This window comes from Sphingomonas sp. GW821-FHT10F09 (assembly GCF_058809195.1).
In genome coordinates this window covers 231089-252808 of sequence record NZ_JBXASI010000005.1, presented here as the reverse complement: position 1 = coordinate 252808, position 21720 = coordinate 231089, and the positions used below count along the sequence as shown (strand labels likewise).

At 68.3% G+C, this 21720-nt stretch carries 20 protein-coding genes; 12 read left to right on the top strand and 8 right to left on the bottom strand.

Translation table 11 applies throughout. The annotated features are described in order from the left end of the window. Positions 1-28 precede the first annotated feature (28 nt). Positions 29-883, bottom strand: a complete 855-nt coding sequence (locus tag AC1RTO_RS16190) for a glutaminyl-peptide cyclotransferase (protein ID WP_493161824.1) — start codon at positions 881-883, stop codon at positions 29-31. Positions 884-1335: 452 nt separating this feature from the next. Next, complete coding sequence (locus AC1RTO_RS16185; protein WP_493161823.1) at positions 1336-2181, bottom strand: cold-shock protein; 846 nt, start codon at positions 2179-2181, stop codon at positions 1336-1338. Positions 2182-2451: 270 nt separating this feature from the next. On the opposite strand from AC1RTO_RS16185, the gene AC1RTO_RS16180 reads away from it, so the two are divergent. From AC1RTO_RS16180 to AC1RTO_RS16155, 6 genes are all read left to right on the top strand, one after another. Continuing rightward, positions 2452-3072, top strand: coding sequence for a ribonuclease D (locus AC1RTO_RS16180; protein WP_493161822.1), 621 nt, complete (start codon positions 2452-2454; stop codon positions 3070-3072). Between the two features lie 9 nt (positions 3073-3081). Beyond that, a complete protein-coding gene (gene lptC / locus AC1RTO_RS16175) occupies positions 3082-3723 on the top strand; it encodes an LPS export ABC transporter periplasmic protein LptC (protein ID WP_493161821.1) in 642 nt (213 codons plus the stop codon). A 6-nt stretch (positions 3724-3729) separates the two neighbouring features. Continuing rightward, the gene (locus tag AC1RTO_RS16170) at positions 3730-4260 is read left to right on the top strand and encodes an LptA/OstA family protein (protein WP_493161820.1); all 531 of its coding nucleotides are present in this window, start codon (positions 3730-3732) and stop codon (positions 4258-4260) included. A 246-nt stretch (positions 4261-4506) separates the two neighbouring features. After that, positions 4507-5286: an LPS export ABC transporter ATP-binding protein gene (gene lptB / locus AC1RTO_RS16165; RefSeq protein ID WP_293873681.1), complete on the top strand. Its 780-nt coding sequence runs from the start codon at positions 4507-4509 to the stop codon at positions 5284-5286. 200 nt (positions 5287-5486) lie between these two features. After that, positions 5487-6965, top strand: coding sequence for an RNA polymerase factor sigma-54 (gene rpoN, locus AC1RTO_RS16160; protein ID WP_493161819.1), 1479 nt, complete (start codon positions 5487-5489; stop codon positions 6963-6965). Beyond that, a complete protein-coding gene (locus tag AC1RTO_RS16155; protein WP_493161818.1) occupies positions 6962-7795 on the top strand; it encodes an endonuclease/exonuclease/phosphatase family protein in 834 nt (277 codons plus the stop codon). Before rpoN ends, AC1RTO_RS16155 begins: the two co-directional genes overlap by 4 nt. Positions 7796-7973: 178 nt before the next feature. On the opposite strand, the gene AC1RTO_RS16150 is transcribed toward AC1RTO_RS16155, so the two are convergent. Further along, on the bottom strand, positions 7974-8972 hold the full coding sequence (locus AC1RTO_RS16150; protein WP_493161817.1) for a ligase-associated DNA damage response exonuclease: 999 nt from the start codon (positions 8970-8972) through the stop codon (positions 7974-7976). 131 nt (positions 8973-9103) lie between these two features. On the opposite strand from AC1RTO_RS16150, the gene AC1RTO_RS16145 reads away from it, so the two are divergent. Next, positions 9104-11512: a ligase-associated DNA damage response DEXH box helicase gene (locus tag AC1RTO_RS16145; protein WP_493161816.1), complete on the top strand. Its 2409-nt coding sequence runs from the start codon at positions 9104-9106 to the stop codon at positions 11510-11512. A gap of 49 nt (positions 11513-11561) precedes the next feature. Here the strand turns inward: AC1RTO_RS16145 and AC1RTO_RS16140 are convergent, their stop codons facing one another. Continuing rightward, positions 11562-13496, bottom strand: coding sequence for a potassium transporter Kup (locus tag AC1RTO_RS16140; protein WP_493161815.1), 1935 nt, complete (start codon positions 13494-13496; stop codon positions 11562-11564). Positions 13497-13634: 138 nt separating this feature from the next. Here AC1RTO_RS16140 and pdeM point away from each other — a divergent pair, with 138 nt between their 5' ends. Then, a complete protein-coding gene (pdeM, locus tag AC1RTO_RS16135) occupies positions 13635-14297 on the top strand; it encodes a ligase-associated DNA damage response endonuclease PdeM (RefSeq protein WP_493161814.1) in 663 nt (220 codons plus the stop codon). A 137-nt stretch (positions 14298-14434) separates the two neighbouring features. On the opposite strand, the gene msrA is transcribed toward pdeM, so the two are convergent. From msrA to pabB, 4 genes are all read right to left on the bottom strand, one after another. After that, the gene (gene msrA, locus AC1RTO_RS16130) at positions 14435-15088 is read right to left on the bottom strand and encodes a peptide-methionine (S)-S-oxide reductase MsrA (protein ID WP_493161813.1); all 654 of its coding nucleotides are present in this window, start codon (positions 15086-15088) and stop codon (positions 14435-14437) included. A gap of 37 nt (positions 15089-15125) precedes the next feature. Next, positions 15126-15272, bottom strand: coding sequence for a hypothetical protein (locus AC1RTO_RS16125; protein ID WP_493161812.1), 147 nt, complete (start codon positions 15270-15272; stop codon positions 15126-15128). 172 nt (positions 15273-15444) lie between these two features. Then, positions 15445-16644 carry a pyridoxal phosphate-dependent aminotransferase gene (locus AC1RTO_RS16120; RefSeq protein WP_493161811.1) on the bottom strand — a complete coding sequence of 400 codons (1200 nt, stop codon included), beginning with the start codon at positions 16642-16644 and terminating at the stop codon, positions 15445-15447. A 35-nt stretch (positions 16645-16679) separates the two neighbouring features. Continuing rightward, the gene (gene pabB, locus AC1RTO_RS16115; RefSeq protein WP_493161810.1) at positions 16680-18497 is read right to left on the bottom strand and encodes an aminodeoxychorismate synthase component I; all 1818 of its coding nucleotides are present in this window, start codon (positions 18495-18497) and stop codon (positions 16680-16682) included. Between the two features lie 56 nt (positions 18498-18553). Between pabB and AC1RTO_RS16110 the strand changes: the two genes are divergently transcribed. From AC1RTO_RS16110 to AC1RTO_RS16095, 4 genes are all read left to right on the top strand, one after another. Then, positions 18554-19213, top strand: a complete 660-nt coding sequence (locus AC1RTO_RS16110) for an MBL fold metallo-hydrolase (protein WP_493161809.1) — start codon at positions 18554-18556, stop codon at positions 19211-19213. 222 nt (positions 19214-19435) lie between these two features. After that, entirely contained in the window at positions 19436-19615 is a 180-nt protein-coding gene (rpmF, locus tag AC1RTO_RS16105) for a 50S ribosomal protein L32 (RefSeq protein WP_254289098.1), read from the top strand. Positions 19616-19648: 33 nt separating this feature from the next. Then, on the top strand, positions 19649-20680 hold the full coding sequence (gene plsX / locus AC1RTO_RS16100; RefSeq protein WP_493161808.1) for a phosphate acyltransferase PlsX: 1032 nt from the start codon (positions 19649-19651) through the stop codon (positions 20678-20680). Then, positions 20677-21645: a beta-ketoacyl-ACP synthase III gene (locus tag AC1RTO_RS16095; RefSeq protein ID WP_493161807.1), complete on the top strand. Its 969-nt coding sequence runs from the start codon at positions 20677-20679 to the stop codon at positions 21643-21645. The genes plsX and AC1RTO_RS16095 overlap by 4 nt, the downstream gene beginning before the upstream one ends. Positions 21646-21720 lie beyond the last annotated feature (75 nt).

Here is a 21720-nt window from a genome sequence, read left to right as displayed (position 1 = left end):
CCGCCCCCGCCGGGGCACACCCGACCGATCAGCCGGCGCGGCCGACCTCTTCGCCGATCTTGATCTCGTACAGCGTCGGCCAGTATTTGCCCGTCACGAACAGGCGGTCGGTCGCTGCGTCATAGGCGATGCCGTTCGCGACCGCGTCGGGATCGGCGCTGGCGATCTCCGCCACCAGCGGCCGCAGGTCGATCAGTCCGTCGACCTTGCCGCTCGCCAGGTCGATGCGCGCGACGAAGCCCGTCATCCAGACGTTGGCGAGGAAGTGCCCACGATACGCCTCCAGCTCGTTGAGCTTCTGGAGCGGCCGGCCGTTCAGCGTCACCGCGATCCGGCCGCGTTCGGCGAAGCGCACCGGGTCGATCCGCCGCAGCGTCGCCGTGCCGTCGGACAGCAGGATCCCGGTCGCATCGCTGGTCATGCCCCAGCCTTCGCCGGCGTAACGGAACGGCTTGCCGGTCTGCTTCAGCGCCGGCAGCGACCAGCGGAAACCCAGCCCGGTCTTCCACGTCACGCTGAGCAGCGCATTCTGCCAGCAGGCGATGCCCTCACCGAACAGGTCGGGCGCGATCCGGCCGCGCGCGACGACCTTGCCGTCCGCCAGGTTCACCCGCCGGACGTCGGACGCGCCTTCCTTGCCCGTGCTCTCGTACAGCGCACCGCCGCAGAACAGCAGCCCCTCGGTGAACGCGCCACTGTCGTGCGGAAAGCGCGCGACCACGTCGGCGGCATAGACCGGAACGCCGGCCGCGGGTGTGGCAGGCGCGGCGGGCGGCGCTGCCTGCGGCGCGGTCTGCGTCACGGTTGCGCCCGCCGGATGCGCGACCTGCCATCCGCCGGCACCGAGCGCACCGACCACGGCCAGCGTCAGCAATGTCTTCACGCGATCCTCCATCCGTACGTCCGATAGCGCGACCAGCACGACTTGTCCGCTTCAGCTTGCCGATTCGGCGACGAAGCGAGACCGTTTTGGAAGCCACCCCGCCCCCCCCTCGTCATTGCGAGCGCAGCGAAGCAATCCAGAGCCGGACCAGAACGCACTGGATTGCTTCGCGACGCTCGCAATGACGAAGGAGGAAAGACACCTAGCGCCGATCGACATTCAGACGATGACGCGCCGAAAGCGTTGGCTTTGCGTGACTTGGAGTGCCGCGTCCGTCCGGTAACTAAGCCCCGGAAGCGCGCGAAGCCGTCGTTTGCAGACCGTCAGGGCTGAACGTCGATCGGCCCGAGCATCACCCGACCGAGTCCACGCATCCGCGGGCCCAGCCCCAAAACGCAAAAGGCCCGGCACCGCATGTGCGGGCCGGGCCTCTTACTAGCGAATCGGGAAGCTTACGCGGCCGACAGGTTCACCGCGGCGTACTTACCGCGACGATCGACCTCGAGTTCGAACTGCAGCTTGTCGCCCTCGTTCAGGGTCGACATGCCGGCGCGCTCGACGGCCGAGATGTGCACGAACGCATCGGGCTGTCCGTCGTCGCGCTGAATGAAGCCGAAGCCCTTCATCGCGTTGAAGAACTTGACCGTGCCGGTCGCCTTCTCGCCGGTCAGCTGACGCTGCGGGCCACCGGCGCCGCCAGCGGCGGGACGGGGACCACGGTCGCCGAAGCCACCTTCGCGCGGCTCGCGGGGGGCGCGCTCGGTGACGGCCATCGGCTCGCCGTCGATCTTCAGTTCGGTCGCCGAGATGCGGCCGCCGCGATCGACGAGCGTGAAGCCGAGCGGCTGGCCCTCGGCCAGTGCGCTCATGCCGGCCTGTTCGACCGCCGAGATGTGGACGAACACGTCTTCGCCGCCGTCATCGCGAACGACGAAGCCGAAGCCCTTCTGCGCATTGAAGAACTTGACCACGCCGGTGCCCTCGCCGACGACCTGCGGGGGCATGCCGCGGCCACCGCCGCTGAAGCCGCCACCACCGCCGCCGCCGAAACCGCCGCCGCCGCCACCACGGAAGCCGCCGCCACCGCCGCCGCCACCGAAGCCGCCGCGATCGCCGCCGCCGAAGCTGCTGCCACCGCCGAAGCCGCCACGGTCACCGCCGCCGAAGCCGCCGCCACCGAAACCGCCGCCGCCGAAGCTGCTGCCACCGCCGAAGTCGCTGCTGCCGCCGCCGAAATCATCGCGCTTGTCGCGACCACGTCCGCCACGATTGCCGCGGCCACCTTTGTCGTAACCCATAACCCTGTTCGTCTTCCCGGTTCGCCCGCAACCTATCCGTACGAGATACTCGTGCGCCGGACGACGAACGCGAGCCCTCGGGCGCCAAACCTATTGCGCCTTGGGACTCGTCATAGCGCAGAAAACAAGTCGTCGCGAACAAATTCGTCGCGGCTATTGCCCATCTCATACCGATACTTGCCGCCATGTGGCCCGTATGCCATCGAATCGCCGCGATCGTCGGAACGCTTAACCATTGAGCGCGGCGGCGTTGGCGCGTAGGGCGGCCACATGACCGTACACTTCCACGAGGAAGACCTCCCCGCCGACGTCTTCGCTCCCGGCGCCTCGATCGCCGTCGATACCGAGACGATGGGCCTCATCACCCCGCGCGACCGGCTCTGCGTCGTCCAGCTGTCCGATGGCGGCCCCGACGAACATCTCGTCCGCTTCGGCGCCGGCAGCGACTATGCCGCGCCCAACCTCAAGGCGCTGCTGGGCGATCCGACGCGGGTGAAGCTGTACCATTACGGCCGCTTCGACATCGCCGCGCTCCAGCATTATCTCGGCATCGTCGCCGCGCCGGCCTATGACACCAAGATCGCCTCGCGGCTGATCCGCACTTACACCGACCGGCACGGGTTGAAGGAGCTGGTCCGCGAACTGCTCGGGCAGGAACTCAGCAAACAGCAGCAATCGTCGGACTGGGGCGCGCCCGAGCTGTCGGACGCGCAGAAGGATTATGCCGCCAGCGACGTCCGCTTCCTGCATCGCCTGCAGGCGGAGCTCGACCGGCGGCTGGCGCGCGAGGGCCGCACCGCGATCGCGCAGGCGTGCTTCGACTTCCTGCCGACCCGTGCCGCGCTCGACCTTGCCGGCTGGCCAGAGATCGACATCTTCGCCCATGCCTGAGTCGCGCCGGTGAATTCCGCCGTCGCGGACCGCGTGCGCTCGGCACGCCAGCGCTGGGCCGCGCCCGGCGGCCGGCACGACCGGTTCGTCGCGCTGCTCAACACCGGCCTGCCGGTGGGCATCGGCGTGCTCGCCGCCTTTCTGGTGATGGCGCCGCTGACCGCGGGCAACGAGGTGTCCTTCGTCCTCGACAAGAACAAGGTCGAGGTGGCGAAGGAGCGGATGAAGCTGCAGGCCGCCACCTATCGCGGCCAGGACGACAAGGGGCAGGCGTTCGCGCTCAACGCCGGATCGGCGGTGCAGCAGAGCAGCAGCGTGCCGGTCGTGCAGATCAACGGCATGGCGGCCGATCTCGCGTTGCAGGACGGCCCGGCGACGCTACGCGCGAATCAGGGGCGCTACGACCTCAACACCGAACAGATGAAGGTCGACGGCCCGATCGCCTTCCGCGCCGCCAACGGCTATCGCCTCGACACCAGCGATGCGACGATCGACCTCAAGTCCAAGACGATGAACAGCCAGGGCAAGGTCACCGGCACCGTGCCGCAGGGCAATTTCAGCGCGAACACGCTCAGCGCCGACCTCGAGGGGCGGACCGTGCGGCTCAGCGGCAATGCCCGCTTGCGGTTCGTGCCGCGAGGGACGAAATAGCGCATCATGCGCTTGCCCCTTATCCTCGCCCTGCTGTTCACCGCCACGCCACTGACGGCGCAGACCGCGCACAATTCGAACGCGCCGATCGATTTCGGCGCCGACAACATCGAATTGCAGGACAAGGCGAACCGCGCGGTGCTGTCGGGCAGCGTGTCGGTCAAGCAGGCCGAGATGACGCTCAACGCCGCGCGGATGACCGTCAGCTATACCGGACAGGTCGTCGGCGGCAATCCGCAGGTGTCGCGACTCGACGCCAGCGGCGGCGTCACCGTCCGCCGGCCGGACCAGACCGCCAAGAGCCAGTTCGCGATCTACGATCTCAACCGCCGCGTCATCACCATGCTCGGCGCGGTGACACTGACGCAGGGCGGCAACACCGTCAACGGCGGCCGGCTGACGATCAACCTCGATACCGGCCGCGCCGTGATCGACGGATCGTCGGTGCGCGGGTCGAGCGGCGCGGCCGGCGGCACCACCACGGCGGCACCGGGCGGCCGCGTCACCGGCACCTTCTCCGTTCCGAAGCGCGACTGATCCTTTTACCGGCTCCCTTACTCGTCCCGCGCAGGCGGGGATCCGGACGCGCGCACATCGCTTGAGCCGTGACGTCGGCGTTTGCGAGTCCCTGCCTGCGCTGGGATGACATGCCTTTGTGGCGGACGGGAGCCACGATCCACCGAAACAGGGCTTCCCTCGCGCCCTCCCCCACGCCATGACGCACGGGCATGCACGAAGCCTGCCAAGGTTTCGGCAACCCTTTGATGCGAAGGCATGGAGCCTATGGACGCCGCCGTTTCCGACCTGCAGACCGCCGAGGCGATCCACGAAGCGCCGGTCAGCCGCGGGTTGCAGGCGATCTCGATCGCCAAATCATACGACAAGCGCGTCGTCCTCACCGACGTTTCGGTCTCGGTCGACCGCGGCGAGGTCGTCGGCCTGCTCGGCCCCAACGGTGCCGGCAAGACGACCTGCTTCTATTCGGTGATGGGGCTGGTGAAGCCCGATTCCGGCCGGATCATGCTCGACGGCGAGGATATCACCAAGCTGCCGATGTATCGCCGCGCGATCCTCGGCCTCGGCTACCTGCCGCAGGAAACCAGCATCTTCCGCGGCCTGTCGATCGAGAAGAACATCGCTTCTGTGCTCGAACTGTCCGAGCCCGATGCCGCGGCGCGTCCCGCCAAGCTCGACAAGTTGCTCGACGAATTCGGCCTCACCCGGCTGCGCGCCTCGCCGGCGATGGCGCTGTCGGGCGGCGAGCGCCGCCGCGCCGAGATCGCCCGGGCGCTCGCCGCGGATCCGTCGATCATGCTGCTCGACGAACCCTTTGCCGGCATCGACCCGATCTCGATCGCCGACATCCGCGATCTGGTGAAGGACCTCAAACGCCGCGATATCGGCGTACTCATCACCGACCACAACGTCCGCGAAACGCTCGACATCGTCGACCGCGCCTACATCATCTACGACGGCCGCGTTCTGTTCGCCGGCAGCCCTGAGGAACTGGTCGCCGACGCCAACGTCCGCCGCCTGTACCTCGGCGAGGGCTTCTCGCTGTAGAATATGGAGGGGGACCTGGCCTTCCTCCCCTTTCCCTCCAGGAGAGGGACGAGCCGCAGAAGGGCCGCCATGAAGGTATTGCTTTCATGGGACCCTGAACCGGCGCGGGGTGAGGGCAGGCGCGCAACCGCTTCGGCGCCCGCCCTCACCCATCCGCCGCGTGCCGCGACTCTCTCCCTCTCCCGTCGGGAGAGCGACATTTGAGCCTCGCCCCGCGCCTCGACATCCGCCAGTCGCAATCGCTGGTGATGACGCCGCAATTGCAGCAGGCGATCAAGCTGCTCGCGCTGTCCAACCTTGAGATCGAGGGCTTCATCGCCGAAGAGGTCGAGAAGAACCCGCTGCTCGAGGCGGCGCAGACCGACGAGGTGATCCGCCCCGAACGCGTCGAGCGCGAGGAGCCGGCGGGGTGCGACGACCTGATCGGCGGCACCGCCACCGCCGACCCGATCGACGTCGATTATGCGACCGAAAGCCACCAGCAGGACAGCGTCGCCGATGGCGGCGGCGGCTTCGACGGTGCCTTGTCGATGACCGGCGGCAATAGCGGCAGCGGGTCGGGCGGCGAGGATCTGGATTTCGATTCGTTCGCGCAGGCCGACGGTACGCTCGCCGACCATCTGCTGGTCCAGGCCGGTGCGGTGGTGGATGGCGCGGACTGGTTCATCGCCCAGCATCTGATCGACCAGATCGACGAGGCGGGCTATCTGACCGTGCCGCTGCTCGACATCGCCAACCGGCTCGGCACGTCGCTGTCGCGGGTGGAGCAGGTTCTGTCGCGCATCCAGACGCTCGATCCGACCGGCGTCGGCGCACGCGACCTTGCCGAATGCATCGCGTTGCAGGCGAAGGAGGCAGACCGCTACGATCCCTGCATGGCGCGGCTGATCGACAATCTCGACCTGCTGGCGCGCGGCGAACTGACGCGGCTGAAGCGGATGTGCGGCGTCGACGACGAAGATATGGCGGACATGATCCGCGAACTGCGCGGCTACGATCCCAAGCCCGGCTGCCGCTACGGCGGCGAACCTGCGCTGGCGGTGACGCCCGACCTGTTCGTCGCAAAGACCAAGGCCGGCTGGGGCATCGAGCTCAACGCCGCCACCTTGCCCCGCGTCCTCGTCAACCGCCGCTATTATCACGAGCTCAGCCACGGCCCGCAGGACAAGGCGAGCAAGGCATGGCTGTCCGATGCGCTCGCGTCGGCCAATTGGCTCATCAAGGCGCTGGACCAGCGCCAGCGTACGATCATCAAGGTCGCCGCCGAGATCGTGAAGCAGCAGGAGGCGTTCTTCCTGAAGGGCGTCGCCCACCTCAAGCCGATGACGCTCGCCCGCGTCGCCGACGCGATCGAGATGCACGAATCGACCGTCAGCCGCGTCACCAGCAACAAATATCTCAGCTGCGCGCGCGGCGTGTTCGAGCTGAAATACTTCTTCACCAGTGCGATCCAGGCCGCCGACGGTGGCGACGCCGTCTCGGCCGAAGCGGTCAAGAGCGCGATCCGCGCGCTGATCGCCGCCGAGGGCGCCAAGATCCTGTCCGACGACACCCTGGTCGAGCTGCTGCAGGCCAAGGGCTTCGACATCGCCCGCCGCACCGTCGCCAAATATCGCGAGGCGATGGGGATCGGCAGTTCGGTCCAGCGCCGCCGCGCGCGCACTCTGGAGGGCGCATGATTTCCCGCCGCACCACGCTTGCCGCCCTCGCCGCGCTGGCGCTGACCGGGGCGGCGAAGCCCGCCCCGACGCTGGCCGTCATGACCTTCAACGTCCGCCTGCCCAATCCGGACGACGGCGCCAACGTCTGGCCCAACCGCCGCGCGGTGTTCGCGCGAACCGTCGCCGCCGCCGATCCCGACCTGTTCGGGACGCAGGAGCTGTTCCGGAGGCAGGGCGACGACATCGTCCGCGCGCTGCCCCGCTATCGCTGGTTCGGCCGCGACCGGCGCGGCGGCCATGGCGACGAGCATATGGGCATCTTCTATCGCCCCGACCGGCTGAACCTGCTCGCACAGGGCGATTTCTGGCTGTCCGACACGCCCGGCGTGCCCGGCAGCATCAGTTGGGGCCACCCGCTGCCACGCATGGTCACCTGGGGCCGTTTCCGGACGCGCGACGGCCGCCGCTTCGTCCTGCTCAACACCCATTTCCCCTATCGCGCCGAGGACGAACCCGCCCGGGAAAAGGCCGCCCGCCTGATCGTCGCGCGCCTGCCCGCCATCGCCGGCAAGGACCCGGTCGTGCTGACCGGCGACTTCAACACCACCCCCGACACCCCGACCCACGCCACGCTGACGGCATCGTTGCAGGACGTGTGGCAGGCGGTCGCCACGCCGCGAGGCCCGGCCCTCACCTTCCACGACTTCACCGGCACACCCGACCGCCGCATCGACTGGATCCTCACCCGCGGCTTCCGCCCGCTGGCCGTGGAAACGATCACCCGCCACGATGGCGCGCGCTATCCTTCCGACCATTTCCCGGTAGTGGCCAAGCTCCGCTTTCCCTGACGTTTGACGGCAAGAAGGGGGTTCACGCGGAGACGCGGAGAATGTGCAATTGCGGCGCAGCCAATCCTTCCCACAGGCGTCAGATCTTGCGATGCGGCGGAGGAGGGAAAGCCTGTGGCGCCGTACACAATTCTCCGCGTCTCCGCGTCTCCGCGTGAACCCATTCTCCTACGCCCCCTCAGTCGTCCTCATCCTCGAACCCCACCAGCGCCAGCGCGCGCGCCTTGATCTGGCGTGTCATGCACCAATGGACCAACGCCTCCTCGCGCCCGTGCGTCACCCACACCTCCTTGGGCGCGATCTCGGACAGCGTCTCGGTGAGCTCGTCCCAGTCGGCATGATCGGACAGGATCAGCGGCAGCTCGACGTTCTTTTGCCGCGCCCGTTGCCGCACCCGCATCCACCCGCTTGCCATCGCGGTGATCGGATCGGGCAGCCGTCGCGACCAGCGGTCGTTGAGCGCTCCGGGGGGACACATCACGACATGCCCCGCCATGTCGGCCTTCTTCGCCTCCGCCACCGGCAACAGCTCACCCAGCCGCACGCCATGCTCGGCATAGAGGTCGCACAGGCGCTGCAACGCGCCATGGATATAGATCGGCGCCTCATGTCCCCGCGCGCGCAGTTCCGCGATCACCCGCTGCGCCTTGCCCAGGGCATAGGCGCCGACCAGCACGCAGCGATCGGGATTGGCGTGCAGCCGCGCGATCAGCTTGTCGATCTCGTCGCCGGTGTCGGGATGCCGGAACACCGGCAGCGCAAAGGTCGCCTCGGTGACGAACACGTCGCAGGACACCGGCTCGAACGGCGCGCAGGTCGGGTCCGGCCGCCGCTTGTAGTCGCCCGACACCACCACGCGCTCGCCGCGATAGTCGAGCACGATTTGCGCCGATCCCAGCACATGCCCCGCCGGTACGAAGCCGACTGTCACGTCGCCCATCCGCATCGTCTCGCCATAGCCGACCGGATGGCCCGCCTGCTCGCCATAGCGCGCATCCATGATCGCCAGCGTCTCGGGGGTCGCCCACACGGCGCCATGACCGCCGCGGGCGTGATCGGCATGGCCATGCGTAACCAGCGCGCGCGCCTCGGGCTCCGACGGATCGATCCACGCGTCGGCGGGCTTCACGTAGATGCCGTGCGGATGCGGTTCCAGCCAGTCGCCCAATCGTGCCATGCTACCTATATGGTTGGGATGCTGGTCGGTTCCCGTTCACCCTCACCCCTTCGCGCCTCCGGCGCTCGTCCCCTCTCCGATCGGGAGAGGGGCAAGGCGGCATCGCCGCCGCGGGGTGAGGGTGACGACACATGACCGATCTCCCCCCACCCCTCGCCGACTGGTTCGCCGCCCGCGGCTGGCGACCGCGCCGCCACCAGCTCGACATGCTCCGCGAAGGCCGTGCCGGCCGGCACGCATTGCTCGTGGCCACCACCGGCGCGGGCAAGACGCTCGCCGGCTTCCTGCCGACGCTGACCGAATTGATCGAGGCGCCGACCGAGGGCCTCCACACGCTCTACGTCTCGCCGCTGAAGGCGCTGGCGGTCGATATCCAGCGCAACCTCGTCACCCCCATCGACGAGATGGGCCTCACGCTGCGCGTCGAAACCCGCACCGGCGACACGCCGTCGGACCGCAAGGCACGCCAGCGCGTCCGGCCACCGCAGATCCTGCTGACCACGCCCGAATCGCTGTCGCTGCTGCTCAGCTATCCCGACAGCGTCACCATGTTCGAAGGGTTGCGGACGATCGTCGTCGACGAGGTCCACGCCTTCGCCACCGGCAAGCGCGGCGACCTGCTGTCGCTGTGCATGGCGCGGCTTCAGCGGATCAGCCCCGGCCTGCGCCGCGTTGCGCTGTCCGCCACGGTCGCCGACAGCGACGGCTATCGCGCCTGGCTCGCCCCCGACGGCGACATCGATCAGGTCGCGATGGTGCAGGGCGAGGCCGGTGCCGACCCGAACATCGCGATCCTGCTGCCCGAGGGCCGCATCCCCTGGTCGGGCCATTCCGGCCGTTACGCCGCGGAACAGGTGATGGCGGAGATCGAAACGCACAAGACCTCGATCATCTTCTGCAACACCCGCAGCCTCGCCGAGCTGATCTTCCAGGACCTGTGGAAAGTGAACAACCAGTCGCTTCCGATCGGCGTCCACCACGGCAGCCTCGCGCTGGAGGCGCGCCGCAAGGTCGAGGGCGCGATGGCATCCGGCCGGCTGCGCGCGCTCGTCGCCACCGCCAGCCTCGACCTCGGCGTCGACTGGGGCGACGTCGATTGCGTCATCCAGATGGGCGCGCCCAAGGGGTCCTCGCGCCTGCTCCAGCGGATCGGCCGCGCCAATCACCGGCTCGACGAGGCGTCGGAGGCGATCCTCGTCCCCGGCAACCGCTTCGAATATCTCGAGGCGCGCGCCGCCTTGGACGCGGTCGAAGCGGGCGAATTGGATCCCGACCTGTTTCGCCCCGGCGCGCTCGACGTGCTCGCGCAGCATGTCATGGCGATGGCCTGCGCCGCGCCCTTCGATCAGGCCGCGCTGCTCGACGAGGTGCGCTCCGCCCTGCCCTATTCGGCGCTCACCGCCGAGACGTTTGACCGCGTCCTCGGCTTTATCCGCGACGGCGGCTACAGCCTCAAGGCCTATGACCGGTTCAAGCGGCTGACGCAGGAGGCGGACGGCCTGTGGCGGGTCAGCCATCCGAAATTCGTGACGCAGCACCGCCTCAACGCCGGCATCATCGTCGAATCGACGATGCTCAACGTCCGCTTCCGCAACGGCCGCGCCTTGGGCAAGGTCGAGGAAGGCTTTGCCGCGCAGCTGTCTCCCGGCGACACCTTCTTCTTCGCCGGCCTGAGTTGCGAGGTCCAGAAGATCGACACCGAGGACCTGATCGTCCGCGCCTCGTCGAAGCCTGCGCGCATCCCCACCTACGGCGGATCGCGCATGCCGCTGTCGACCAACCTCGCCACCCGGGTCCGCGGCTTCCTCGCCGACCCGGCGCAATGGCGGCGCTTCCCCGACGACGTGCGCGAATGGCTCGAATTCCAGGCGAAGCGTTCCGCCCTCCCTCGCCCCGGCCAGCTGCTGGTCGAAACCTTCCCGCGCGAGGGCCGCCATTACATGGTCGCCTACAGCTTCGAAGGGTGGAACGCGCACCAGTCGCTCGGCATGCTCATCACCCGCCGCATGGAGGCGGAGGGGCTGAAGCCGCTAGGCTTCGTCGCCAACGATTATGCACTCGCGGTCTACGGCATCGACAGGATCACCGACCCCGCGGCGCTGTTCAGCCCCGACATCCTCGAACATGAATTCGTCGACTGGGTGCAGCAGTCGCACCTGCTCAAGCGCGCCTTCCGTGAGGTCGCGGTGATCGGCGGCCTCGTCGAACGCCAGCACCCCGGCAAGCGCAAGACCGGGCGACAGGTCACCTTCTCCACCGACCTGATCTACGACGTGCTGCGCAAATACGAACCCTCCCACCTGCTGCTGCAAGCCGCATGGGACGACGCCCGCGCCCGCATGACCGACGTCGGCCGCCTCGCCGGCCTGCTCGACCGCGCCGCCGAGACGATGCTCCACGTCGATCTGGACCGCGTGACGCCCCTCGCCGTCCCCGTCCTGACCCTCATCGGCCGCGAAAAGGTCTCCACCGGCAGCGCCGACGATCACCTGCTGATCGAAGCGGAAGCGCTGGCCGCCGAAGCGATGACCCTCGACTGAGCAACCGTCATTGCGAGCGCAGCGAAGCAATGACGAAACTCCTACGGCCTCACACCGTAACCTGCTCGCCGAGCTCCAGCACCTTGCCCGGCGGGATCTTCAGGAAATCGGTCGGATCGCTCGCATTGCGCTGCATGAACATGAAGATGCGGTCCTGCCATAGCGGCATCCCCACATCCGCCTCCGGCTTCAGCGTGTTGCGACCGATGAAGAAACTGGTCTTCATCGCATCGAGGCTGCGCATCTCGGTCTTGCCGCCGACGCCCAGATCGGCCGGCACGTCGGGCGATTCCATGAAGCCGTAGTTGAGCACCACGCTTTCGAAATTGTCGTCGAGCCGCTCGACCGTGCGGCGGTGTTCGGCGTCGACCACCGGCCGGTCGGTGGTGCGGATGCTCACCACAAGATTGCGCTCGTGCAGCACCTTGTTGTGCTTGAGGTTGTGGAGCAGCGCCCCCGGCGCCGATCGCGGATTGGCGGTCAGGAACACCGCGGTCCCTGGCACCCGCTCGGGCGGGCGCTTCGCCAGCGCCACGGCAAGGTCGGCGAGCGGGATGCTCTGCCGCGCCTCGAACGCGCGTACGATGCCCTTGCCGCGCACCCAGGTGTAGATCAGCAGGCCGATCGCCGCGGCGATGACCAGCGGCACCCAGCCGCCCTCGACGACGCGCAGGATGTTGGCGCCGAAAAAGATGAGGTCGAGGCACAGGAACGGCAGGATCGCCGCCAGCGCCAGCGGCCGCCCCCAATGCCAGACGTGCCGCGCGACGAGATAGCCGAGCAGGGTCGTCACCACCATCGTGCCGGTCACCGCGATGCCATAGGCCGCGGCCATCGCCGACGAGGTCTTGAACTGCACGATCAGCACCAGCACGCCGACCAGCAGCAGCCAGTTGATTGCGGGCAGGTAGATCTGCCCGGCGAAGTCCGCCGAGGTCTGGCGCAGCTTCATCCGCGGCAGCAGCCCCAGCTGCACCGCCTGCTGCGTCAGCGAGAACGCGCCGGTGATGACTGCCTGGCTGGCGATGACGGTGGCGAACCCGGCAAGCACGATCAGCGGCCCGCGGAACGATTCGGGCGCCATCAGGAAGAACCAGTTCTGGTTGGCGAACGGCCGCCCCGCCGCCGCCGCCGCCTCCAGATGCGACAGCGCGAACGCCCCCTGCCCCAGATAGTTGAGCATCAGCGCCGGAAAGACGAGGAACAGCCACGCGATCCGGATCGGCCGCTTGCCGAAATGCCCCATGTCCGCGGTCAGCGCCTCCGCGCCGGTGACGGTCAGGAACACCGCGCCGAGCACGAACAGCCCGGTCGTGCCGTGCGTCGCGAGGAAGCGGATGCCATAGCCCGGCAGCAGCACGCGAAAGATCGAGAGTTCGTCGGCGATATGCCACAGGCCCAGCCCGCCGATCGTCACGAACCAAAGGATGCACACCGGCCCGAACAGCTTGGCGACCATCGCGGTGCCGCGCTTCTGGATCAGGAACAGCGCGATCAGGATGCCGATCGTCAGCGCGCGGATCGTCCCCTCGTCGAACAATTTGGCGGCGGAGGGGATCGTCTGCAGCCCCTCCATCGCCGACAGCACCGACAGCGACGGCGTGATGATCGCATCGCCATAGAACAAGGCCGCGCCCGCTGCGCCGAGCACCAGCGCGATCCGGCTGCGCACGCCGATCGAGCGCCGCGCCAGCGCCGCCAGCGCCAGCACGCCGCCTTCGCCGTGATTGTCGGCGCGCATCAGGAAGAAGACGTATTTGAACGTCACGATCAACGTCAACGTCCACAGCGCAAGGCTGAGCACCCCGAGGATCTCCGACGGATCGATGCCGTCCGCCGCGGACTGGCCCAGCGCGTCGCGGAAGGCGTAGAGCGGGCTGGTGCCGATATCGCCGAACACCACGCCGATCGCGCCAATGGTGAGGCCGATCAGGGCGGGGTGCGGACGGGTGGGCGAGACGGGTGCTTCGACGGCGGGCGACATGGCGCGCACTTACCCCTGAAAAGACCGTCCGGACGGAAGGACGGCGCGCTTTACGCCTATTGCGGCGCCAGGCAAGCGGATTTGCATTGCGCTGCACAACCGCTTGATCCGCCCGATCTTTGCAGGCAAGGCCCCGGCATGGTTCCCTTTTCGTTCGGCGGCCACATGCTTCAGGCCCTTCCCGAGGGCGCCTTGCTGTGGCCGGCGCGGCGCGCGTTGCTCGTCGCCGACCTGCATTTCGAAAAGGCGAGCTGGTACGCCGCGCGCGGCCAGATGCTGCCGCCCTATGATTCGCTGGCGACGCTCGCCGACCTCGCCGCATTGGTCGCCAGGACGGGTGCGCAGGAGCTGTGGTGCCTCGGCGACAGCTTCCACGACAGCGACGGCTGCGACCGCCTGCCGCAGGAGGCGCGGATCCGCCTGCGCGCGCTGACCGGGGGGCTGCGCTGGACGTGGATCACCGGCAACCACGATCCCGACATCAAGGACCGCTGCGGCGGCGAGGTCGCGCGCGAGGTGGAGGTGGACGGCCTGATCCTGCGCCACGAAGCCGACCCGCGCGAGACGCGCCCCGAGCTGTCCGGCCATTTCCATCCCAAGTTGCGCGTCGCGGTCCGCGGCAAGAAGGTCGCTCGCCGCTGCTTCGTCGCGACCGCGACCAAGATCGTCCTGCCCGCCTTCGGTGCGCTGACCGGCGGGCTCGACGTCGATCACCCCGCGCTGACGAAGGCGGTCGGCAAGGGCGCGGAGGCGCTGATCGCGGTGGAACAACGCCTGCTCCGCTTCCCCATCGCAGCTTGAGGTAACGGGGGCGGTAACGTCGGTCGTCCGGCGTTTGCCGGGATGACGGTAAAAGGGCCTGCCCCCTCAAGGATGGCGCCGGTGTTCACCTGGCCGACGACGGTGCGCCGGTGCGACCGCTCGTGGCGCGGTACACCCTATCGGTACAGCGTCGGAAACCCCGCCCTGAACGCCGCGACCTTGGGCTTGTCCCAATGGACGATATACGGGTGCGTCGGGTTCCGGTCGTAGAAATTCTGGTGATAGGCCTCGGCCGGGAAGAAGCCGCCCTGCTCGATCCGCGTCACGATCGGCCGCGGAAAGCTCTTCGCCGCTCCTAGCTGCGCGATATAGGCGCGCGCCACCGCCGCCTGCCGCGCATCCTGCGGGAACAGCGCAGAGCGATAGCTCGGCCCGTTGTCCGGCCCCTGCCGGTTGAGCTGCGTCGGATCGTGCGCGATCGAGAAATACACCCGCAGCAGCGTCGCATAGCTCACCTGCCGCGGATCGAAGACGACCTTCACCGCCTCCGCATGGCCGGTCCGCTCGGTCGAGACGGCATCGTAATTGGCGGTATCGCGCGTGCCGCCGGCATAACCCGCCGTGACCGAGCGCACGCCCTTCACATGCTCGAACACCGCCTCCATCCCCCAGAAGCAGCCGCCTGCGAACACCGCGGTCTGCGTTCCCGCGGCGGCGGGCACGTCGGTCTTCGCGGCCGGGATCGGCACCGCGCGCTCGGCTTCGGCGAAACCGGTGGAGGCGAGCACGGCGGCCGCGGCACCGGCGACGGGCAGGAGGATCTTCAGCATCGACCCGAGATGGGGAGCCGCCGCCCGCATGGAAAGGTCAGCGCGCCGAGACGATCGGCGAGGCGGCCTGGATCGGCTGGAGATGCTGCGCGCTCGCCGGCTGGAGCGTGACGACACCGACCGCGCCGATGGCGAAGCCACCGACGAATTGCCAGAAGAAGCCGCTCTTGATGACCTTGCGCATGACGCACCTGTAAGTTGGTTCGAGCGCAGCGATGGCACCGCGCCCCGTTCGAAAGCGAGATCGTCTCTCCCGCCTCCAGGCTCAATGCCGTTTATAGAAACGCTGCATTAACGCGCCGTGGCCGCGCCGTTCATCGGGCGTAATGTTCGGCCGATCCGGCCGGTCTCGCGGTCTATTTCAGGTCCGCACACGCCTGCTGGATACGCTCGCACGCCGTGCGCAGCAGCGCGTCCGACGTCGCATAGCTGATCCGCATCGCCGGCGAGAGGCCGAACGCCGCGCCCTGCACCGCCGCCACCTTGGCATCGTCGAGCAGATAGCCGACGAACGCCTCGTCGGTATCGATCACCCGCCCCGACGGCGTGCTCTTGCCGATCAGCTCGGCGAACGACGGATAGACGTAGAAGGCGCCCTCCGGCGTCGGACAGTGCATGCCGGGAATCGCATTGAGCATGCCGACCACCAGGTCGCGCCGCCCTTGGAACGCCGCGGCGCGCTCCTTCAGGAAATCCTGCGGCCCGTTGAGCGCCGCCACCGCCGCCGCCTGCGCGATCGAACAGGGGTTGCTGGTCGACTGCGACTGCAGCTTCGCCATCGCCTTGATGAGCCACGGCGCGCCTGCGGCGAAACCGATCCGCCAGCCCGTCATCGCATAGGCCTTGGAGCAGCCGTTCACGGTCAGCGTCCGCTCGTACAGGTCCGGGCAGACCTCGGCGATCGTCGCGAAGCGGAAGCCGTCGTAGACGATATGCTCGTACATATCGTCGGCGAAAATCCAGACGTGCGGATGCCGCGCCAGCACCGCGCCCAGCGCCTTCAGCTCGTCGACCGTATAGGCCGCGCCGGTCGGGTTAGAGGGCGAATTGAGGATCACCCATTTGGTCCGCGGCGTGATCGCCGCCTCCAGCGCGTCCGGCGACAGCTTGTAATCCTGCTCCGGTCCGGCGACCGCGAACACCGGCGTACCGCCCGCGAACTGCACCACGTCGGGATAGCTCACCCAATATGGCGCGGGGATCACCACCTCGTCGCCCGCGTCCACCGTCGCGACGATCGCGTTGAACAGCGTGTGCTTGCCGCCGACGTTCACCGTCACCTGGTCAGTGGTGTAGGTCAGCTGGTTGTCTCGTGCGAACTTCGCGACGATCGCCTGCTTCAGCTCGATCGTGCCGTCGACGTTGGTATATTTGGTCTTGCCGTCGCGGATCGCCTGGATCGCCGCCTCCTTGACGAAGTCGGGCGTGTCGAAGTCCGGCTCGCCCGCGCCCAGCCCGATCACGTCGACGCCGGCGCGCTTCAGGTCCAGCACGCGGCTGGTGATGGCGAGCGTCGGGGACGGGCTGATACGGCCGAGAGCGGCGGAGGGCTTCATGGACACGGGCCTTATGGCGAAGGGAACGCGCGGGCCTATAGCGACAGCGCACCCGATTTCGCAACCGCAACAACCGCCGGGATCAGCCCGCGCAGCGCATTTCCGACGAAAAATTGCTCCGGAAGGTCGTGCTGCGACAGATTAGCCTCTGCCGCTTGCCCCGAATCGATCAATTGTGAGCGCAGCACCCCCGGCAGCAGGCCGGCCGTCAGTGCCGGCGTCAGCAGCCGGTCATCGCTCCCCGGCACGAACAGCGAGGTGAAGCTCCCCTCGGTCAACAGCCCGTCGGGCCGCACGAACACCACCTCGTCCGTCCCCGCCGCGATCCGCGCCGCATCGTAGAAGCCGCGGTCGCTGGTCTTGTGCCGCAACCGATAGTCGCTGGTGTCGACCGGCAACGGCACCACCGCCACCCGCAGCGGCCGGTCGAACGCCGCCGGCGCCGGCCCCACCTCGATCGCGATCGCGCCGCTCTGCGCCAGCAGCAGCCGGATGCGCGCCGCCTCGCGCAGACGAAAGGTCGCCGCCTGCAATTCGTTGCGCGCATGATGCCGGTCGAAGCGAAAGCCAAGCGCCAGCGCGCTCGCCCGCATCCGCTCCAGATGCCGGTCGAGCAGCGGCATCCCCTGTTCGGGATCGAACGCCATCGTCTCGATCAGGTCGAGCGGCCGCTGCCCCGCGGTGACGAACGCTCCCTTGGCGAGCACCTCCGCCCATTCCTCGTCCGCACGGCTGTCCGCGACGATCCCCGATCCCAGCCCGAGTTCGGCGACCGACCCATTCGCCTCCATCGTCCCCGCCTCTATCGTAAGCGTGCGGATCGCCACGTTGAACGCCGCATCCCCCGCCGCATCAATCCGCCCGATCGCCCCGGTATAGACGCCACGGCCGGCGTTCTCGACCCCGGCGATCACCTCCAGGCTGCGCTGCTTGGGCGCGCCGGTGATCGATCCGCACGGGAACAGCGCGGTCAGCACGTCGACCGCATCGCGCCCCTCGGCCAGCGTCGCGGTGACGGTGGAGGTCATCTGATGGACGGTCGGATAGGTCTCGACCGTGAACAGCGCCGGCACCGCGACGCTGCCCGGTACGGCGACCCGCGACAGGTCGTTGCGCATCAGGTCGACGATCATCAAATTCTCGGCGCGCTGCTTGGCGTCCGCGCCCAGCGCGATCACCCGCGCCGCATCCTCCTCCGCAGTGTCGCCGCGCGTCGCCGTCCCCTTCATCGGGCGGCAGGTCAGCCGCCCTTCGTCCAGCGCGAAGAACAGTTCGGGCGACAGCGACAGCACATGCCGGTCCCCCGTCGCCATCAATGCGCCATGGCCCGCGGCCGATCCCTGCCGCAGCCGCGCATAGAGCGCCGCCGGATCGCCGGCCACCGCCACGTCCGCACGCAATGTCAGGTTCGCTTGATAGATATCGCCCGCTCGGATCATCTCCAGCACCGTGGTCAGGCCGGCGTCATAGACGTCGCGATCGATCCGCGGGCACGGCCGCGCCGCCCACGCCCCCGCCGGATCGGGCAGCAGCGCCGCGACCGCATCCGCGGTCATCGCCCGATAGCGTTCGAACAGCCCGAACCACAGTAACGGCCCGTCCACCGCGCGCGCCGGCAACCCGCGCGGCATCAGCGCCGCCCCCGCCTCATAGGTCAGATAGCCCGCCGCATGCAGCCCGCGACCCGCCGCGGCGCGCAGCCGCGCCAGCGCCGGCACCACGTCGTCCAGCCACTCGGCGACGACGATCTCGACCGGATCGGCATACAGGCGCGCCCCCGCCCCACCAGCACGGGCATCGTCGAGCAGCACATAGGGCGCGGTCAGCATCGCCCGCCAAATGCACGGGGCCATGCGCAACGTGCAAGCGGCGATTGTCGTCTCCCGCCCGTCCGCCTATCTTCATGGCCATGACCGAGCCAGCCTTGCGCGCCGCCATCGTCCAGGTGACGCCCTTCCAGCAGAATTGCACCCTGATCTGGTGTACCGAGACGATGCGGGCGGCGATCGTCGATCCCGGCGGCGACCTGCCCCGGATCAAGGCCGCGGTGGCGCAGGCCGGCGTCACGGTCGAGAAGATCCTGCTCACCCACGGCCATATCGATCATGCCGGCGAGGCGAAGACGCTCGCCACCGACCTGGGCGTGGGTATCGAAGGGCCGCATGAGGCGGACCGTTTCTGGCTCGCCCGACTCGACGACGACGGCCGCAATTGCGGCATGACCGGCGTCGTCTTCGAACCCGACCGCTGGCTGGTCGAGGGCGACACCGTCACCGTCGGCAACCTCAGCCTCGACGTCTACGAAACCCCCGGCCACACGCTCGGCCACGTCATCTTCCACCACGCGCCCTCGAAGTTCGCGCAAGTCGGCGACGTGCTGTTCCAGGGGTCGGTCGGGCGCAGCGACATGCCCGGCGGCAATCACAAGCAGCTGATCGAGACGATCGTCACCAAGCTGTGGCCGCTCGGCGACGACACCGCCTTCATCCCCGGCCACGGCAACCCCAGCACCTTCGCCCACGAACGCCGCCACAACATGTTCGTCAGCGACGCCGCGCTGGCGGCATAGCGCAGCATTGGCATCCGGCGACGCCGACGCGCCGGAATGTCGATCGGCGCCGCGGTTCGGGCGCGCAAAGCTTGCACGGTTCGCGAAATTCGCTATAGGCCCGCGCTTCGCGATGCGTCCGGTTGTCGGTGGCGTGCAGCGGCCGGCGTGTCCGTCGGTTGCGCGTACGCTCCGTCGGACGTCTCGGAATTCCTTATGTCGTTTTAAGAACAAGGTGCCGAAATGGCCGTCCCCAAGCGAAAGACCTCCCCCTCCAAGCGCGGCATGCGTCGCGGTCACGACTCGCTGACCGTCGCGTCGTTCCAGGAGTGCCCGAATTGTGGCGAGCTCAAGCGTCCGCACAACCTGTGCACCGCTTGCGGCCATTATAACGGCCGCGAGATCGTCTCGGTCGAGGGCTAACCCCCTCCCCTCCCATCCGGATAAGCGCTGAACATGCCCGACAATTCCTGGATCGCCGTCGATGCGATGGGCGGCGACGAGGGGCTGGCGGTCATGCTCGCCGGCGTGGCTGCGGCCCGTCGGCGTTATGAAGGCATGCGCTTCTTCCTGGTGGGTGACGAGGCCAGGGTCGCGGCGGAGCTGAAGACCCACCCTAACCTCAGCCAGCACAGCGAGATCGTCCACGCACCGGAAACGGTCGGGTCGAGCGACAAGCCGAGCCAGGCGATCCGCCGGTCCAAGACCACCTCGATGGGCATCGCCATCGATCTGGTGAAGCAGGGCCGCGCCGGCGCCGCCGTGTCGTCGGGCAATACCGGCGCGCTGATGGCGATGGCGAAGCTCGCCTTGCGCACGCTCCCCGGCATCGATCGCCCCGCGCTGGCCGCACCGCTGCCGACGCTCGGCGACAATGACGTCGTGATGCTCGACCTGGGTGCGAATACCGAGGTCGACGCCCGCAACCTCGTGCAGTTCGCGGTGATGGGCGCGGCCTATGCCCGCACGATCATGGACCTCGAATCGCCCCGCGTCGCGCTGCTCAACATCGGCAGCGAGGACCAGAAGGGCACGGACGAGATCCGCGACGCCGCCGCGGTGCTCAAGGGGCAGACGCATCTGCCGCTGACCTTCACCGGCTTCGTCGAGGGCAATCAACTCGCCCGCGGCAACCATGACGTGATCGTCTGCGACGGCTTCGCCGGCAATATCGCGCTGAAAACCGCCGAGGGCACCGCGCGCTTCGTCGCCGACCTCCTGAAGCGTGCGTTCAGCTCGTCGGTCCGTTCGAAGGTCGGTTTCCTGATCTCGCGCCCCGCGACCGAATTGCTGCGCGATCACCTCGACCCCAACAACCACAATGGCGCGGTCTTTCTCGGCCTCAACGGCATCGTCGTGAAGAGCCACGGCAGCGCCAACGAGCGCGGCGTCGCGACCGCGATCGGCAATGCCGCCAAGATGGTGCGCGCCGACCTCACCCGCCGCATCGCCGACGACCTCGGCAATTTCGAAAAGAAAGCCGCATGATCCGCTCGGTCGTCCTCGGCACCGGATCGGCGCTGCCGGAAACCCGCGTCTCGAACGCCGATCTCGCCGAGCGGCTCGACACCAGCGACGAATGGATCGTCGAGCGCACCGGCATCCGCTTCCGCCACATCGCCCAGCCGCACGAGACGACCGCGACGCTCGCCGCCGACGCCTGCCGCGGCGCGCTGCTGTCCTCGGGCCTCGTCGCGCAGGACATCGACCTGATCGTGCTGGCCACCGCCACCCCCGACCAGACCTTTCCGGCGACCGCCACCAAGGTGCAGGCGATGCTCGGCATCGACGATTGCGTCGCCTTCGACGTCGCCGCGGTCTGTTCGGGCTTTCTCTATGCGGTGCAGGTCGCCGATGCGATGCTGCGCACCGGCATCCACCGCCGCGCGCTGGTGATCGGCGCGGAAACGTTCAGTCGCATCCTCGACTGGGAGGATCGCACCACCGCAGTGCTGTTCGGCGACGGCGCCGGCGCGATCGTGCTCGAAGGGCAGGAAAGCGACGCGGCCACCGGGCGCGGCATCCTCGCGACGAAACTTCACGCCGACGGCCGCCACAACGACCTGCTCTACGTCGATGGCGGTCCCTCGACGACCGGCACCGTCGGCAAGTTGCGGATGAAGGGGCGCGAGGTGTTCCGCCACGCCGTCGTCAATCTCGCCGCTGTGATGCAGGAAACGCTGGTCATCGCCGGGCTAACCCCGGACGACGTCGACTGGGTCGTGCCGCATCAGGCCAATGCCCGCATCCTAGATGCGACCAGCCGCAAGCTCGGCCTGCCCGCGGAGAAGGTCGTCGTGACCGTCGACCGGCATGCCAACACCTCGGCCGCATCGGTGCCGCTGGCGCTCGACACCGCGGTCCGCGACGGCCGCATCCTGCCGGGCCAGATCGTCGTGCTCGAGGCGATGGGCGGCGGATTCACTTGGGGTGCCGCCGTCGTCCGTTTTTGACTCGTCTGCTGCCCACGCGCATATTGTTCCATATCGGCGAAAGAAAGTCACTTTCGGACATGTCTGCTCTGGTGT